The organism is Streptomyces sp. NPDC091377, from assembly GCF_044757045.1.
In the GTDB taxonomy this organism is placed as follows: domain Bacteria; phylum Actinomycetota; class Actinomycetes; order Streptomycetales; family Streptomycetaceae; genus Streptomyces.
Genome location: NZ_JBIVUE010000006.1, coordinates 178,338 through 194,497 on the forward strand (window position 1 = coordinate 178,338; position 16,160 = coordinate 194,497).

Genomic DNA, 16,160 nt, shown 5'->3' on the forward strand with positions numbered 1-16,160 from the left:
CCTCTTCGCTTGTGGACGTCCCGGGAGGGTGCGGCCGGCTGCGGCCACCGTCCCCTCCGGCGGGGTCCCGCGGGGCCCATGGGGGTCCCAGAAAGATCACACGGGATCACACGGGATCAACACGTGGATCAACACGTGGATCACACGGGGACCACACGGGGACTGGACGGGGACTGGACGGGGGGCACACGGGGGTCATCGCGAGGAAGGAACTGTTCGTGCAGGTCAATAACCGCAGAGGGCTCGCCGTCGCCACAGCCGTGGCCGGGGCGCTGATGACCACCGGGATCACCGGGGCGACGGCGGCACCGTCCCCGGGGCCCGATCTGAGGGCCGACGTCAACCGGGACGGCCGGGTGGATGTGAGGGGCGATTCCGACCAGGCCGGGGAGGACGGCTGGACGGCGTCGCGCGGGGCGGTTGCCCTGCCCAACATCGACGACGACTCACGGCGTTGTCCCGTCCGCGACGCCCGGGGTCGGCCCCTGTCGGACGCCCGGCTCGTCTCCTGCAACGACGCCTCCGACGGCATCGTCAACGGGGCCGCGGACGCGCGCGATCTCGCCAAGGTGCGCAGTGTCCCGCAGCCCGGCGTGGCGGCGAACGCCACCGGCACCGTCAAGGCCGTGGGCGCCGGCGCGTCGAAGGCGCGGGTGTTCGTCAAGCGCTCGGGCGCCTGGAAGCAGCTGCGGGCCGGGGACCGGCTGACGGCCGGCGAACTCCGGCGCGGGGTCGAACTCGGCGTGGAGGCCAAGGACGTGATGCGGGACGCGGCGGTCTGGGACGGCCGGATCACCCTGCGGCTGGCCGTCTCGCAGAACGGTGCCACCAGCTCCGACCAGGTCACCCTGCGGGTGGCCCCGGTCCTCACCCACCATCACCTTCAGCGGGCGAAGCAGGTGATGGTCACCGAGACAGCGGGCGACCGGGAGCAGCGGAAGTTCGTCAAGAGGCTCGGCGAGATCGTGCGGGCCGCCGGGATCAACAAGCCGCTGGGCAAGTTCACCAAGTACGGAGACATCTGGGCGCAGGACTTCTTCGAGCCCGGCTACACCGCCATGCCCGGGCCGGGCGGCAAGCCCCAGACCATGCGGGTGCTGATCCGCTCCGCACAGCCCGACCGCGAGGCGGGCCGGGAGCTGTACGAGAAGCTGCGCGGCCCCGGGGTGGCGGTCGTCCAGGTCGCGAACTCCCCCCGGAGCGGGGAATGGTCGCTGAACTCCATGGGCAACCTGGAGACGATCCCGCCCCACCGGCACGCGGGCAAGGACTTCCCCGCCGGACGGATCATCATGGGCCAGCGCAAGGATTCCGGCGCCAAGCCCGCGAAGAAGATGACCGACTTCCTGCGGGCCCAGGGCATGCAGTCGCCGCTGCTGCTCGACACCTCATGGCTTGAGGTCGGCCATGTCGACGAGTTCATCCAGTTCCTGCCCGCCGACACCCCGCGCGGCTGGCGCGTCGGGATAGCCGACCCGGACGCGGGCCTCGACCTGCTGCGCAAGGCCCAGCGTGAGGGGCACGGGGCGAAGCGGATGTTCTCCATCCCCTCCCAGGGGCGCGACAGGCCCGCCCCCAAGGACACCATCGACGACGTGCTCGGGTCCCAGGAGTTCCTGGCCGGCAACCGGCACGCCGCCGAGCGGATCAAGGCCAATCTGGAGATCATCAAGCGCGAGACGGGCGTCACCGACGCCGAGATCGTCCGGGTACCGTCCCTGTACAGCAGGACCTCGCAGGAAGGCAACGCGGGCGACCCGGCGGTGACCAACTCCGGTGAGCTGCAGCGGCTGGGCCCCGGGACGTGGGACGGGCAGAGCCAGTTGGACGGGGCGCCGTCGGGGCCCCGGGGACGGGACGCGGCAGCGCCGTCGACCATCCAGACGTCCGCCTATGTGCCGGGGGCGGTCAACGGGGTCGTGCTGAGCCCCAACCGCTATCTCGCCGCGAAGCAGTGGGGTCCGGTGATCGGCGGACGCGATGTCTTCGGCAAGGCGGTCGAGGAGGTGTACCGCAAGGCCGGGTTCACCACCGTGTACCTCGACGACTGGCACACGTACCACAAGGGCCAGGGTGAGGTGCACTGCGGGACCAACACCCTGCGGGCGACCCCCGCGTGGTGGCCCGCCGGCCGCTGATGGTGCCGGCCCCGTGAGGGCGGCGTCGCTCAGGCGGCGCGGCAGAGCGCGGGGCCGGTGACCGGGGTGCGCGTCACCCCGGCGGGCACGGGTCGGGCGGACGGGGCGGGCCGTACGGTGGCGCCGTCCGCCCGGCTCCGGGCGAAGACGAGGAGCCGCAGCACCACGAACCGTCCCACCCCGGCGAGCGCGGAGGCGGACAGGTAGACGGTCTGCTCCAGCATCGCGCCGGGCTCCGCCACCCCCGCCCGCAGGCCCAGCATCGCCAGGGAGGTCACCGCGTACGCGGCTGCCGCCGAGCCCGCCGACTGCACATGCTGGCGCCACGTCGCCCGTCCGCCCGCCCCGAAAGTGAACCGGGCGTGCAGCTCGGTGGCGAGGAGCGTGGAGACGACGGTGATCACCGCGTTGGCCAGCATCCACGGGACCCGGGCGGCCAGTCCCGCGACGGCGAGGCTGGAGACGATCCCCAACCCGCCCCCGCAGAGCACGAACCGGGCGAAGGCCACGAACGCCCCGGGTGCCGTCTGCCGCTCTTCCCGCACCGTCTCCATGACCCGCCCCCTCCGATGCCTGCCCCAGCCACCGCGCCCCACCGGGGCGCTGCCGACTACGCCATCATGGCACATGTATGGCGCCATTACGAGTGAGAATGGCGCCATAGGTGTTATCGGTGACGCCAAGAGGTGGTGGACCGGCCGGGACCGGACGCGGTGTGACCCGTTTACGCCGTTACAGCGGAGGTGGCTTGGCCGTTCACTCGTCACAGCGGCAAAGGCTGTCGCGGGCGCGACGGTCGAGTGGGGAGCCAGGATGAGCGTGGGTGGACGCCTTCTCGTCGGCTTGGTGGTGCTGCCCGTGGGGGTGGGGGCGGTGACGGCGCTGGGCGTCGGAGAGACACTGCCGCTCGTCCTCGCGGTGGGTGTGGAGGTGTTCGCCGTCCTGTGCTGGCTGGCCGTCAGGCCGCTGGTCCGGGCCGCGGACGACGAGGCGGCGCGGAGCGATGCGGGACCGGGTGGGGTGGCGCGGAGCGATGCGGCGCAGGGTGGGGCGAGGTGCCGTGGGGTGGAGGCGGGCGGGCCCGGGACGCGCGGTCATGCCGCCGTCCGCTATCTGACCGACGGGGAGCCGCTCGCCCGCTCCCGCTGGGGAACCCGCCAGCGGTACTGACCCGACCGTGGGGAACCGGCCAAGACCTGTCGCACGGGCGTGGCCGAGCGTGTCGTCTGACAGCATGGCCGCGACACCGATCATGAGGGAGTGCTGGTGACGACAGTGCGCGTGAGCTCGGCGGTCATGACCCACCCCAAACGTCTGGCGCAGGCACGGGAGTTGGCCGATCTCCTCCGGCTGGACGGACTGGCGCTCGACCCCGACCCCGACGGCCCGCCCTCGGCGCTGCGGACGGCCCTGGTCGCGTGGGCGGCGGCGGACCCCGCCCGGGCCGGTCACCATCTCGTCGTCCAGGACGACGTGTCCGCCCCGCCGACCCTGCTGGAACTCGTCGGCCGCGCGGCGGCCCGCTTCCCCGACGAGGCGCTCGTCTTCTACACCAACTGGCATGCCCGCAACGGCGGTGCCGCCCGGCTCGCGGCGCTCGCGGGTGCCGCGTGGGTACGGGCCGTGCCGGACGAGTTCACCCCGTCGCTCGCCGTGTGCCTGCCGGCCGGGACGGCCGAGGAGTTCCGGCGGTTCGCCACCGGCAGCGCCGAGCGGCACGACGACGAGCAGTTCTCGGTCTTCTTCCGCGCGCGCGGCCGGATGAGCCTGATCGCCGTACCCAACGTGGTGGAGCACATCGGCACCAGCAGCATCAACGGCCATGCCGCGCAGGGCATTCGGCTCGCCGTGTGCCCCACGGCCGCCGAGGACGCCGGGCCCCTGCTCGACCGGGGCCGCGTCCTGGAGGACCCGGGGTGGATCCCGTACATGCGGTACGGCGAGGGGTATGTGCGGCTCGTCGGCCAGGAGCGGGGTCCGGACGGCGGACGCGGCCACCACCGCTGGACCGACGCCCTGCCCGCGACGGGCCTCACCGAGGACGCCGTACGGGACGCGATGTCGGACGGCATGCCGAAGGACCTCGCGGCCGACGTGGCCGACCGGTTCGGACCCGAGTTCGCCGAGGAACTGTGGATCCACTGCCTGCTCCTGGGCCACCGAGCGGCGGCGGCCCGTGCGACGCTCGCGAGCACGGACGAGGCCATCGCGCCGGCCGCGCTGGGTGACACCCCCGGCGGAGCGCCCGCCGCCCCGTCGGACGATGTGCCGCGGGACGTCCTCGACCGGCTGCGGAACGCCGCGGTCTCGACCGCGGGGCCCGCCGGGCTGCCGCCCGAGCGCCGCCCCGAGGCCGGACCGGACGAGGTCCGACTGATGTCGGCGCTCGCGTGGACCGCGGTCGACGCGGGGGAACACCTCCCGCCGGGCTGACTGGGCTGACTGGGCTGACCGGGCTGACCGGGCTGACCGGGCTGAACGGGCCGAACGGGCCGAATGGGCTGACAGGGCCGACTGGGCTGACTGGGCCGAACAGGCCAGCCGGGCCGACCGGGCCGACCGGGCCGACCGGCCGACCGGGCTGAACAGGCCAGGCGGGACGAACAGGCCGACCGGGCCGACCGGGCCGAACAGGCCGGCCGCGCCGACCCGGCCGACCGGACGGATCGGTCAGGTGGTGCTCGGGTGGGTGATCCAGACCGCGGGTTCCCAGTAGGAGCCCCGGTCCCGGCCCCGGTCCACCGTGAGCAGGGAGAGGCCGCCAGGGAAGACGTAGGCGCCGTCCTCGGGGAAGGCCATGTCGGTCCAGCTCTCCCACTCGGCGACCGTCCCGGTGATCCGCGACGAGCGCTCCGACGCCCCGGCGATCGCGCCCCCGGCACCGACCTGGGTGCGGATCCACGGGTCGAAGGGGAGCCCGTCAGGCCGCGTCCAGGTCGCGTACCGCTCGATCGGCACCAGCGGGTAGCGGTCCTTCCAGGTGGGCCGCACCGGGACGAGGACCGTGCCGAGCCCCGCCCGCCGCGCCACCTCGCGCATCCCGCCGAGCAGCAGCGCGGACAGCCCCCGGCGCTGGTGGTCCTCCGTCACCTCGATGCCCAGGGCGACCAGCGCGCCCGGGGTCCGCCCCTCGGTGGCGTCCGTGAAGGCCCGGTCGATCGAATCGTCCAGACCGGGGCCGAGGTCGGCGGCCGTGCCGTCCCAGGTGCGGGGCAGTGAGCGTCCCGCACCCGTGACGACCTCCTTCTCGTCGTCGTACAGAACGAACTGGTACTCCGGGAAGTCCTTGAACAGCCGGTCCCAGTAGGTGTCGTTGATGTCGCCGTGCAGGTTGTACTCGGGGATGACGCCCGCGAACCGCTCGGGCATGCGGTCCCACAGCTCGGGGCGTTCCGCATAGGTCAGCACGGTCAGGGCCATCGGCTCCTCCTTCTCCGCTCCCGGCTGGCAGCTACACGGGGACCTCGACGTCCCACACCACGACCGCCGGAAGTCCGTCCCAGGCCGCGCGGGCGGCGTCGGCGATGTGCTCCTCGTAACCGCCCGGCGCCAGCCGCCCGTTGAAGAGCGGCTCATGGCAGCCCCGCACCCGCAGCCCCGCCGACGTGAACGCCTCCAGATACCGGCCCGGCAGATGCACATGGTTGCGGACGAAGGCCAGCCGGTCACCGCCGTGCACGAACACACACTGCCCCTGGAGGGCGATCACGAACGGATGCATGTCGGAGACGACGATCCGCCCGCCCGGCCGCACCACCCGGGCCAGCTCGGCCACCCCCGCCGTCAGATCGGCGAGATGGGTCATGGCCAGGGTGCAGACGGCGAGGTCGACCGAGTCGTCGTCCAGCGGGAGGCTCTCCAGATGCCCGACCTGGTACACCGCCTCCGGAGCCCGCTCCTTGGCCTTGGCCAGCATCTCCGGCGACTGGTCCACCCCGGTCGTACGGTGTCCGCGCGCGACCAGGGCACCGGTCTGGCGCCCGGTGCCGCAGGCGGCGTCGAGGGCGTCACCCACCGGGAGGGTGTCCAGGATCGCGTGGACGACGGGTTCCTCCACCTCGATGTACGAGCTGGGCAGCGAGTCGTACACCGTCGACCAGGAGGCGTAGCCCTCGGCGGCGTCCAACTCGCTGACGGTGTCGCCCTCGCCCGGCAGCGCGTCGTCACCCGAGGCGAAGCGGCGGATGTCCGCGACCCGTTGTCGCAGGAACGCCTCGTCCGCGTCCATGGCGTGCCGCAGCAGGGCGAGCCCTTCGATTCCCAGTACCAGTTCCCGTGCACGGAATGCACCGCTCATGCGAGCCCCTATTCGATCGCCGGTTAGGCCGAATTCCGCCGTACCCGGCTGAGCGGGTAAAAATTCGGCCATCTCGCGCACTGTCCGAAAGGGGGCTCCGATTGGCCGGTTCACGGCACCATTGCCCGCGCATTCCCTGCGTCTCTAACATGACCGGCCGTAGTGGCCTCGAATGACACATTCGGAATGGCCGGTTCTGATTTCAGGAGGCGGAATGATAGAGGGGTATCTTGGCCGGGAAAGCGTTGTGTCCGGGGGAGAGGTGACGGTCCATGTCTCCACCGACGCGGCCCGATTCCGGCTGAGGTTCTACCGGTTGGGCGAGGAACTGGAACTGCTCTTCGAGACCGACTGGTTCCCCGGTTCGGCGCACCTTCCGCCCCCGCACCCCGACGCCGTCCCCGGCCGGGCGTCCCCCGCGCACGACTGGCGCTGGCCGGCCCTCGCCCTGCCCGTCCCCGAGGACTGGACGCCCGGCATGCACCTCGTCCAGTTCGTGGCGGACCCACCGGACGGCGAGGACGAGGCACCCGTGCTCGACGCCGCCGGACTCGAAGGCCCCGCCCGCGAGTTCTTCGTCGTTCGGCCCCGGCGGGCGGGCAGCCGCTCCCGCATCCTGTACAAGAAGTCGACCTACACCCGGCACGCCTACAACCGCGCCGACCGGCCGGGCGGGGCCGGCGGGGCCCGCGGCGCCAGCCTCTACGACGACCCCGTGTACCTGCCCGGCGCCGACGGCTCCCCGCGCGGGCACAAGGTCAGCCTGCACCGGCCCGGCGGGATCATCGATCTCGCCTACTGGGACGCCCCCTTCATCGCCTGGCTGGAACGCAACGGCTATCCGGTCGAATTCTGCACCGATCTCGACCTGCACGAGGATCCCGAACTTCTTTCCCACTACGACCTGCTGCTCAGTGTCGGCCATGACGAATACTGGAGCGCCGCCATGCGCGGCCATGCCGAACGGTTCGTCCGGGACGGCGGGAACATCGCCTTCCTCAGCGCCAACACCTGCTGGTGGCGGATTCATCCGGCCGACGAGAACTCCGCCTTCGTCTCCGACACCGACCACCATGTCGGGGACGACTATCCGCATCTCCCCGCCACCGACCAATGGTGGGCGCCGCCGCCCGGCGGAGTGGGCCGGCCGGAGAACTCCCTCACCGGAGTGAGTTTCCGCAACGGCGGAATGTGGCCGAGCACCGAATGGCCCGGCGACCGCCCACGGGTCGGATACACCGTCCAGCACGCCGACCACTGGCTCTACGCCGGCACCGGACTGCGCGACGGATCCGACGGGACGGAACCCGACCGGCTCGGCGCGGGAACCGCCCTCATCGGCTACGAGTGCGACGGTGCCGCCTTCGCCCACGACGAGCGGGGCACCGCCCGTGCCACCGGCGCGGACGGCACGCCCACCTCCTTCCTCATCCTCGGTCTGTATGTCCTCGACCCGGTCCACGAGGACTTCCACCACTTCAAGTGGGGCCACTGGAACGGCCCGGTGCGCGAGCCGGACAGCACCAGCCCCCGGGCCGCCACCATGGGCCTGTACACCGCCGGTGGCACCGTGTTCACGGCCGGTACCACCGACTGGCCCGTGGTGTGCGGTCAGGAACAGGACGCCGCGGTCGTCCAGGTCACCCGGAACCTCCTGGACCGGCTGCGGCACCGCACCCCGACCCCGTGAACCAGATCCGCGGCAGTCCCCTCAGTCCAGTCCCCTCAGTTCGCCGGTCCCCTCAGTTCGCCAGTCCCCTCAGTCCGGGCAGTCCTCTCAGTCCGGGCAGTTCCCCCAGCTCGGTCAGTGAACGGATCCTGGCCGCCCCCGCGGGCAGCGGCGGCCGGGATCCGCGGACCGCCGGATCCGCCCGGCACAGATGCGCGGCGGACATGCCCGCGGCGAGCGGGCCCCGTACGTCCGGCTCCCACATGTCGCCGACGAACAGCACCTGCCCGGGCGGCAGCCCGCACCGGTCGAGCAGGGTCCGGTAGATGAGCGGGTGCGGCTTGCGCGCGCCCGCCCGTGCCGAGCCGACCACCACATCGACCGCCGCGCCGACGCCGACCTCCGTCAGACACTCCTCCAGATCCCAGAACCAGTTGGAACACACGCCGACGAGCAGTCCGGCGCCGCGCAGCCCGGCGAGGACCGCGAGGACCTCGTCGTAGAGCCTGAGACGGAGTGCCTTCATGGCGTGGTCGATCTCCTCGACCAGACCGTCCAGCGCCGCGTCCGGCACACCGCAGGCACGTGCCCTGCGGCGCAGCCGGTCGCGCTCCCAGCCCGTGTACGCCGCCTCGCTGACCGAGTGCGCCGTGTGCTCCTCGCCCTCGCCGGGCCCCACCGCCCACTGGTCGCCCCAGCGGGCGGCCTGGGCGGTGAGGCCCCGGCGCTCGAAGATCGCACGATGGTCGGGCGGCAGCGGCTCCACCATCCGGGCCAGCGTCCCGTAGAAGTCGAAGACGACGGCCCGGACCTGGGACGACGGCCCCCCGACCGCCTCGGCCACCGGCCCGGCGGATGCGTCCGTCACCGGCCCGGTCTCAGTACCGGCCGTAGCGGCGGGGGAAGTAGTCCTGGAGCGACCCCTCCCGCTCGATGTCGACGGTCGCGCAGTGCAGCCCGCCGCCGAACGGCCCCACCGCCCGGAACGGCACCGGGACGATCTCGAAGCCGTACGCCGACAACTGCTCCGCCAGCCGGACCTCCTTCTCCTCGATGCAGAGGGTGTTCTCGTCCAGGTTCAGCATGTTCCCGGCGAGCCAGGGGCTGCAGAACGACAGCTTCGGCGGATGGTCCCAGCTCGCCGGCTGCACCGCCTCGATGATCTCCCAGTCGTTGAGCTTGAAGAACTCCATCAGCTCGGCGTCCGCGAGCCGCTCGCCGCAGTGCAGCACCAGCCCCGGACGCAGCGGCACCCAGGTCGCGTCGATGTGCAGCGGATGGGTGTTGGTGGAGGTCACCGCGTGCACCCGGTGGTCGGGGAAGTGGCGCTTGAGCCACTGGTAGCCGCTGCGGTTGGTGACGAACGAGAGCTGGACGAACAGGTCCTTGCCGAAGCGGGCCACGTCCGCCGCGTCGAAGAGCGGCTCCGCCTCCGTCAGCACCAGGTCGTAGTCACGGACCCGGGCCAGCTGCTCCTCGGTCGGCAGGTCGTTGTACGTGTCCCAGAACCCGGTGTGGTACGAGGCGTCGGTGAGCCGCGGCTTGGGCGCCGCCTCCCAGCGCATCCGCTCGTCGGCGTCGAACAGGCTCTGCAGCACGGGCCGGTAGCACAGGTACTCGTGCCAGCGGCTGCGGTAGGACATGGTGGCTTCCAGGACCTCGTTGCCGACCGTCAGCAGCAGGTCGCGCGGTGGCATGCAGCCGAACATCGAGTCCTGGGTCCACTCGGGGGTGCTCACCCGCTGGGTGAAGTCGATCGGGGTGGGGCGGTCCACCCGGATACCGCGGCGGCGCAGCATCTCGGAGAAGTCGTCGAGCTGTTCCTCGGCCTCGGCGACCATGTCCGCCGGCATGGGGCCGTACGTGCCCAGCGGGAATCCGTCGGAGGGGTAGTCACGGCGCACCGCGTGCTCGGGTGCCTGGACCACCGTGCCCTCGGCCCGGCCGACGATCACATGGCGCAGGGCGTCCCAGCCGTTCCACGCGTTGACCCGCAGGGGTCGTTCCGGGTTCGGGGTCGGGGTCGTACCGGGCACGGTCGTGGTCTGTTCGGTCACGTACAAGCCCTTCGATGGGGGTCGTGTGGGTGACACAAAGGCCCAACCTTCGGGTGCCACTCGTCCGGCGTCAAGGTGCTGTGCCCTTCGTGGGACAGCCACCGGCGTCTTCCGGCCGAATGCGCGCGTCGCCGCGAGGTCCGAGTGACTGCGGGGTAGGCACTTGACCGTCGCCGAAGCCCACAGGAGGAATCCATGGCCCTTCGCATGTCCCGCCGACCTGCTGTTCTGGCGCTCCTGCTGTCGGTGACCGCAGCCGGATGCGGTGGCGGCGGCACACAGGGCGGTGGCTCCGGCGACGACGGAAAGCTGACAGTGTGGCTCGCAGTCGACGCCCGGGAGAGCTGGCCGGAGCTGGTGGATTCGGTCAACGACCGCTTCGCCGAGAAGCATCCCGGGGTCGAGGTGGACATCCAGTACCAGCAATGGACGACCAAGAACCAGAAGCTGGACGCCGTGCTCGCCGGGCGTGGAGTGCCCGATGTGGTGGAGATGGGCAACAGCGAGACCACCAACTACATCATCAACGGCGCGTTCGCCCCGCTCGACCCGGCCGGCTTCGAGCAGTCGGACCGGTGGCTGCCCGCGCTGTCCGACGCCTGCGAGTCGGAGGGCCGGACCTACTGTGTGCCCTACTACGCGGGCGCCCGGGTCGGCGTCTACCGCACCGACTACTTCACCGAGGCGGGCATAGACGAGGCCCCGGGCAGCTATCCGGAGCTGATCTCCGCCCTCGACCGGCTCAAGGACTCCTTGGGCGCCGACAACCCGAACTTCTCCGCCCTCTACCTGCCCGGCCGCTACTGGTCCGCGGCCATGGGCTTCGTGAAGGACGCGGGCGGCGAGATGGCGGTCAAGGACGGCGACCGCTGGAAGGGGGCCCTGTCCGAACCGGCCTCCGTCGCCGGCCTCACCACCTGGAAAGGGCTGATCGACACCTACTACCGCGGTGATCGCGCCAAGGACAACGGCGATCAGCCGGCCGTCGTGGGCCAGGGCCGGGTCGGTGTCTTCTACGGCAACACCTGGGAGGCCGAGGCCGCCGCCGACAGCCGCTCGGGCGGGGACCCGAAACTGAAGGGCAAGTTCGCCACCTTCGCCTTCCCCGGCCCGTCGGGGAAGCTCCTGCCACCGTTCCTCGGCGGCTCCACCCTCGCCGTGCCGGCCAAGTCGACCCAGCGGGAACTGGCCTCCGAGTGGATCCGGCTCTTCACCGACCGGCAGTCACAGCAGCAGCTCATCGAGGCCAACACCCTGCCCAACAACACCGACCAGCTCGCCGACGTGGCCGCCGGCGGCATCAACGGCCCCGCCGCCCAGGCCGCCACCCGGGGCTGGGTCACCCCCCTCGCCCCGGGCTGGACCTCGGTGGAGAAGTCCAACATCCTCCCCGAGATGCTCGAACGCATCGCCACCGGCAAGGCGTCCGTCCAGGAGGCCACCCGCGAGGCGGACGAGCGGATCGACGAAGTGATCAATGAGCGCTGAGCGGGCGCCGCAGCCGGTGGGGCCCGACGCCTCGGAGGTGACCGGACTCGACCCCTCGGAGGTGACCGGGCTCGACGCCGTCCCCGGCGCCGTCCGGGACGGCACCCCCGCCACGGCCGCGGGTACGGCCGGGGTCCCGGGGGGTTCCCCGGCTGCGGCACCGGTCCGCAAAGATGGTGCCGGGGGCGCCGCCCGGCATCGTGACCTCGCCGTGGCCCGGTCCGGTCGGCGACGGAGCCGGCTGCCCTTCCTGCCGTATCTGCTGATCGGCCCGACCGCCCTCGCCCTGGTGCTCGTCCTGGGCTATCCGCTCCTCGACATGCTCACCCTGGCCTTCCAGGACATGACCCGTGAGCAGCTCTTCAGCGGCACCTCACCGCCCTGGGTGGGACTGGACCAGTTCCGTACGATCCTCGGCGACGGGTTCTTCTGGACGGTGGTGGCCCGCACGGTGGCCTTCACCGTCGTGTGTGTCGTCCTCACCCTGCTGTGCGGGATGTTCACCGCCCTGCTCATGCACCGTGTCTCGCCCTGGGTGCGGGCGGTCATGTCCGGTGTGCTGGTCGCCGTATGGGCCATGCCCGTCATGGTCGCCGCCTCCGTCTTCCGCTGGCTCTTCGACGCCGACTACGGCGTGGTGAACTGGGCGCTCTCCGCCCTGCCCGGCCTCGACCTGGCCCGGCACAACTGGTTCACCGACCCCTGGCAGGGGTTCGCCGTCATCGCCGCCGTCGTGGTGTGGGGCTCGCTGCCGTTCGCCGCGATCACCCTGCGGGCGGCCCTCGCCCAGGTGCCGCCCGAACTGGAGGAGTCCGCCGTCCTCGACGGCTGCCGGCCCCGCCAGGTCTTCCGGCATGTCACCTTCCCCGTCATCAAACCGGTGTTCGTCATGATCACCACCCTGATGTCCATCTGGACCTTCGGTGTCTTCAACCAGATCTGGCTGATGCGCGGCGGCCAGCCCGAGCGGGAGTACTACCTGCTCGGCGTCTACTCCTTCATCGAGTCCTTCGCCGTGAACCGCTACAGCACCGGAGCCGCCATCGCCCTGGTCACCGTCGTACTGCTGCTCGCCGGATCCGTCGTCTACCTGCGTCAGATGCTCAGGACAGGAGAGATCGAGTGAGGCGAACGGCACGGCGGCCACATGAGCGGACGGCGCGGCTGCCACACGAGCGAACGGCGCGACCGCGACACGAGCGGACGGCGCGACCGCGACATGAGCGGACGGGACGGCTGCCACATGAGCGGACGGCGCGGCTGCCACACGAGCGAACGGGACGGCTGCGACATGAGCGAAAGGCGCGGCTGCACCACGACCTTCTCGGGCTGCTCGTCGCCGCGGTGATCGGCTTCCCCGTCTACTGGATGGTGCTCACCGCGTTCCGGCCCGCCACCGAGATCCTCAGCCTCCCACCCGAGTTCTGGCCCCGCCGACCCACCCTCGACAACTTCGCGCGGGCCCTCGGCACCGAGACCTTCTGGGCCAACGTCCGCTCCAGCGTCGTCATCGGACTGGGCACCGTCGTCGTCTCGCTCGCCGTCGGCACCCTCGCCGCGTTCGCCCTCGCCCGCTTCCGGTTCGCCGGCCGCAAGGCGTTCGTCCTGGTGATCCTCACCGTCCAGATGATCCCGCTCGCGGCCCTGATCATCCCCGTCTACCTCCTCCTCAACGACGTCGGCATGACCGACAGCATCACCGGCGTCATCCTCACCTACCTCGTCTTCACCCTCCCGTTCACGGTGTGGATGCTGCGCGGCTTCATCGTCGCCGTCCCCGTGGAACTGGAGGAGGCGGCCATGGTCGACGGCTGCACCCGCCTCGGCGCCTTCCGCCGGGTGGTGCTCCCGCTGCTCGCCCCCGGCCTCGTCGCCACCTCGGTCTTCGCCCTCGTACAGGCGTGGAACGAGTACGTCCTCGTCTACGTCCTGCTGTCCACCCCGGAGAAGCAGACCGTCAGCATCTGGCTGGTCTCCTTCCAGACCAGCTTCGGCACCGACTACGGCGGCCTCATGGCGGGCGCCACCCTCACCGCCCTGCCCGTCGTGGTCTTCTTCCTCATCGTCCAGCGCAGGATCGCCTCCGGCCTCGCCGTCGGCGCGGTCAAAGGGTGACCCCTGCCGCAGGAGACGGAGCCCCCGCCGGCATACCGCAACACCCGCACGGCCGCCGGGCGGCGTCTCGTACCCCACTCACCGTTCTCAGGAGGATCCGTGACGCACGACCGCCTCGATCTCGTGGCCAAGCTCCACCAGCCCTCCGGCTGGCCGCGCGTCCTTGAGGCCGCATCAGGCGCACCCTCCAGCGCACCACTCGTCGTGGACCTCGACCCGACCACCTTCTGCGACCTGGCCTGCCCCGAGTGCATCAGCGGAAAGCTCCTCAACCAGGGCCGCTTCACCCCCGACCGGCTGGCCGCGCTCGCCGAGGAACTCGTCGCCATGTCCGTGCGCGCCGTCGTCCTCATAGGCGGCGGTGAGCCGCTCGCCCACCGGGGAACCCGCCAGGTCTTACGCATCCTCGGCGAAGCCGGACTGGCCGTGGGCGTGGTCACCAACGGCACCATGATCGGACAGAACCTCACCGAACTGGCCCAGTACGCCTCCTGGGTCCGCGTCTCCATCGACGCGGGCACCCGCGAGACCTACGGGATCTTCCGGCCCGACCGCAAGGGCCGCAGTGTCTTCGACAAGGTCATCGGGAACATGCGGCTGCTCGCCGAGGCCAAGACCGGCTCCCTCGGCTACTCGTTCCTCGTCATGTCCCGCAGGGAGCCCGACGGCCGGGTCGTCAGCAACCACACCGAGGTGCTGCGCGCCGCCGAACTCGCCCACGACATCGGCTGCGACTACTTCGAGACCAAGGCCATGTTCGACGACGACCACCACATCATCCAGGTCTCCCAGTCCATCCTGGACTCGGTGGACGAGCAACTCGCGCAGGCCGCCCGGCTGGAGAGCGACACCTTCCAGCTCGTCAACTCGTCCACACTCACCTCGCTGCGCGGCCACTCGGGGGCCGTCCAGCCCAAGGAGTACCACCGCTGCCGGGTCGCCGAACTGCGCACCCTGATCACCCCGTCAGGGGTGTACGTCTGCGCCTACCACCGGGGCAACCCGCTCGCCAAGATAGGCGACGCGGTCACCGACGACCTGCCCACCATCTGGCAGAAGTCCGACCGCGGCATCGTCGACCCCAGCCGGGACTGCCGCTTCCACTGTGCGCGGCACCCGTCCAACCTGGAACTGGAGCGCATCGCCCAGGGAACCGGCGAAGTCCCCCACGCCGAGGACTACGACCCCTTCCTGTAGGCCGCCCCGCGTCGGGTGACGCGGGGCGAACCGGGTGCCCTGCCGAAGGGCACCCGGTCACCTGGCGGCGGACAGGGGACCGAGGTCCGGGGTGGCATGTCCGGGGTCGGAGGTCAGGGGCCGGATGTGCGGGTCGGGGGTCAGGGGCCGGAGGTCACAGGGTGGCCCGGTCGGGCTCCGTGGACCGTCCGCGCGTCGCCGGAGCCGCCCGGACCGCCAGCACCCGGGCCCCCGGATACCGGCCGTGCATCGCCCGCGTGAGCCGCTCCACCACCAGGGGTGCCTCGGCCGCCGGACTCACCCCGACCAGCGCGCCGCCACCGCCCGCCCCGCTCAGCTTCAGCGGCAGACCGGCGGCGCGCAGCGCGAGCGCGCGCAACTCCTCCAGCAGCGGGGTCGACATGCGCTGGTGGTCCCGCATGGCCTCGTGGGCCCGGCTCATCGCCGCGCCCAGCGCCTCGTGGTCCCGCTCACGCAGCGCCGCCCACGCGTCGGCGGACGCCTGATCGGCGGTCAGCCGGTACGCCGTGAGGGCGGGGTCGTCCCCGGCGAGCTGCGCCCGCACCACCCGGATGTGGTCGCTGGTGTCCTTGCGGGTGCCCGAGTCCACGACCACCATCCGCCAGTCGTCGGGGAACTCCAGCCGCTCCAGCACGACGGGCAGCCCGCGCTCACGCCCGTCGATCAGCAGCGCACCCGCCTCGATGACGGCGAGGTGGTCCATGCCGCCGCCGTTGAACCGGGCGAACTCGAACTCGTAGGCCCATTCGGTGATCACCCGGGTGGAGACCTGGCCGAGGACCGGCGCCCCGGCCCGCGCGAACGCCTGGAACAGGCCCACGATCAACGCGGTGGACGAGGACAGACCGCTCGCGGCCGGTGCCTCGCTGCGGGTCAGGACCGGCGGGGGGAGCACGGCGAGACCGGGCGCCCGCTCCCGCAGGAACGCCCACACCTCCGCCTGCCAGCCGCCCCCTCCCGCTCCTGCCTCCGGCGCCTGCGTCTGCGTCTGTGTCTGCGTTGGCGACTGTCTTGGCGCCGGTATCTCCACCGTGGTCGGCAGGTCCAGCGCGACACTGACCGAACGGCCGTCGCCCAGCCAGTCCAGATCCTCCCCGGACAGACACGCACGGCACGGCACCGTGGCACGTATCGGACGGTCGTCGCTCATCTGACCCCTCTGACCCCTCTGACCCCTC

Annotated in this window: 14 protein-coding genes; 8 read left to right on the forward strand and 6 right to left on the reverse strand. The window is 71.7% G+C overall.

What is annotated here, in order from left to right:
• Positions 1–275 precede the first annotated feature (275 nt).
• Complete coding sequence (locus ACIQNG_RS15545; protein ID WP_401485697.1) at positions 276–2,138, forward strand: protein-arginine deiminase domain-containing protein; 1,863 nt, start codon at positions 276–278, stop codon at positions 2,136–2,138.
• A 29-nt stretch (positions 2,139–2,167) separates the two neighbouring features.
• On the opposite strand, the gene ACIQNG_RS15550 is transcribed toward ACIQNG_RS15545, so the two are convergent.
• A complete protein-coding gene (locus tag ACIQNG_RS15550; RefSeq protein WP_401485344.1) occupies positions 2,168–2,692 on the reverse strand; it encodes a hypothetical protein in 525 nt (174 codons plus the stop codon).
• A 259-nt stretch (positions 2,693–2,951) separates the two neighbouring features.
• On the opposite strand from ACIQNG_RS15550, the gene ACIQNG_RS15555 reads away from it, so the two are divergent.
• A complete protein-coding gene (locus ACIQNG_RS15555; protein WP_401485346.1) occupies positions 2,952–3,308 on the forward strand; it encodes a hypothetical protein in 357 nt (118 codons plus the stop codon).
• A 96-nt stretch (positions 3,309–3,404) separates the two neighbouring features.
• Positions 3,405–4,571 (forward strand): hypothetical protein, encoded by a 1,167-nt coding sequence (locus ACIQNG_RS15560; protein ID WP_401485348.1) that lies wholly within the window; start codon positions 3,405–3,407, stop codon positions 4,569–4,571.
• Positions 4,572–4,808: 237 nt separating this feature from the next.
• Here ACIQNG_RS15560 and ACIQNG_RS15565 read toward each other — a convergent pair whose 3' ends face one another.
• Both ACIQNG_RS15565 and ACIQNG_RS15570 read right to left on the reverse strand, forming a co-directional pair.
• A complete protein-coding gene (locus ACIQNG_RS15565; RefSeq protein ID WP_401428554.1) occupies positions 4,809–5,558 on the reverse strand; it encodes an N-acetyltransferase in 750 nt (249 codons plus the stop codon).
• Between the two features lie 31 nt (positions 5,559–5,589).
• On the reverse strand, positions 5,590–6,435 hold the full coding sequence (locus ACIQNG_RS15570) for a class I SAM-dependent methyltransferase (protein ID WP_401428556.1): 846 nt from the start codon (positions 6,433–6,435) through the stop codon (positions 5,590–5,592).
• A gap of 247 nt (positions 6,436–6,682) precedes the next feature.
• Between ACIQNG_RS15570 and ACIQNG_RS15575 the strand changes: the two genes are divergently transcribed.
• Positions 6,683–8,125 (forward strand): N,N-dimethylformamidase beta subunit family domain-containing protein, encoded by a 1,443-nt coding sequence (locus ACIQNG_RS15575; protein ID WP_401485350.1) that lies wholly within the window; start codon positions 6,683–6,685, stop codon positions 8,123–8,125.
• Between the two features lie 52 nt (positions 8,126–8,177).
• On the opposite strand, the gene ACIQNG_RS15580 is transcribed toward ACIQNG_RS15575, so the two are convergent.
• Both ACIQNG_RS15580 and ACIQNG_RS15585 read right to left on the reverse strand, forming a co-directional pair.
• Positions 8,178–8,972: an HAD family hydrolase gene (locus tag ACIQNG_RS15580; RefSeq protein WP_401485352.1), complete on the reverse strand. Its 795-nt coding sequence runs from the start codon at positions 8,970–8,972 to the stop codon at positions 8,178–8,180.
• A gap of 10 nt (positions 8,973–8,982) precedes the next feature.
• Positions 8,983–10,161, reverse strand: coding sequence for a serine/threonine protein kinase (locus ACIQNG_RS15585; protein ID WP_401428562.1), 1,179 nt, complete (start codon positions 10,159–10,161; stop codon positions 8,983–8,985).
• Positions 10,162–10,356: 195 nt separating this feature from the next.
• On the opposite strand from ACIQNG_RS15585, the gene ACIQNG_RS15590 reads away from it, so the two are divergent.
• The 4 genes from ACIQNG_RS15590 to ACIQNG_RS15605 all read left to right on the forward strand — a co-directional run bounded on the left by ACIQNG_RS15590 (position 10,357) and on the right by ACIQNG_RS15605 (position 14,961).
• A complete protein-coding gene (locus ACIQNG_RS15590) occupies positions 10,357–11,649 on the forward strand; it encodes an extracellular solute-binding protein (RefSeq protein ID WP_401485354.1) in 1,293 nt (430 codons plus the stop codon).
• A complete protein-coding gene (locus ACIQNG_RS15595) occupies positions 11,639–12,775 on the forward strand; it encodes a carbohydrate ABC transporter permease (RefSeq protein WP_401485356.1) in 1,137 nt (378 codons plus the stop codon). The genes ACIQNG_RS15590 and ACIQNG_RS15595 overlap by 11 nt, the downstream gene beginning before the upstream one ends.
• 218 nt (positions 12,776–12,993) lie before the next feature.
• Positions 12,994–13,764 (forward strand): carbohydrate ABC transporter permease, encoded by a 771-nt coding sequence (locus tag ACIQNG_RS15600; protein ID WP_401428570.1) that lies wholly within the window; start codon positions 12,994–12,996, stop codon positions 13,762–13,764.
• A gap of 99 nt (positions 13,765–13,863) precedes the next feature.
• Entirely contained in the window at positions 13,864–14,961 is a 1,098-nt protein-coding gene (locus ACIQNG_RS15605) for a radical SAM protein (protein WP_401428572.1), read from the forward strand.
• 154 nt (positions 14,962–15,115) lie between these two features.
• Here ACIQNG_RS15605 and ACIQNG_RS15610 read toward each other — a convergent pair whose 3' ends face one another.
• Positions 15,116–16,132 carry a galactokinase gene (locus tag ACIQNG_RS15610; RefSeq protein ID WP_401485359.1) on the reverse strand — a complete coding sequence of 339 codons (1,017 nt, stop codon included), beginning with the start codon at positions 16,130–16,132 and terminating at the stop codon, positions 15,116–15,118.
• Positions 16,133–16,160: the final 28 nt, after the last annotated feature.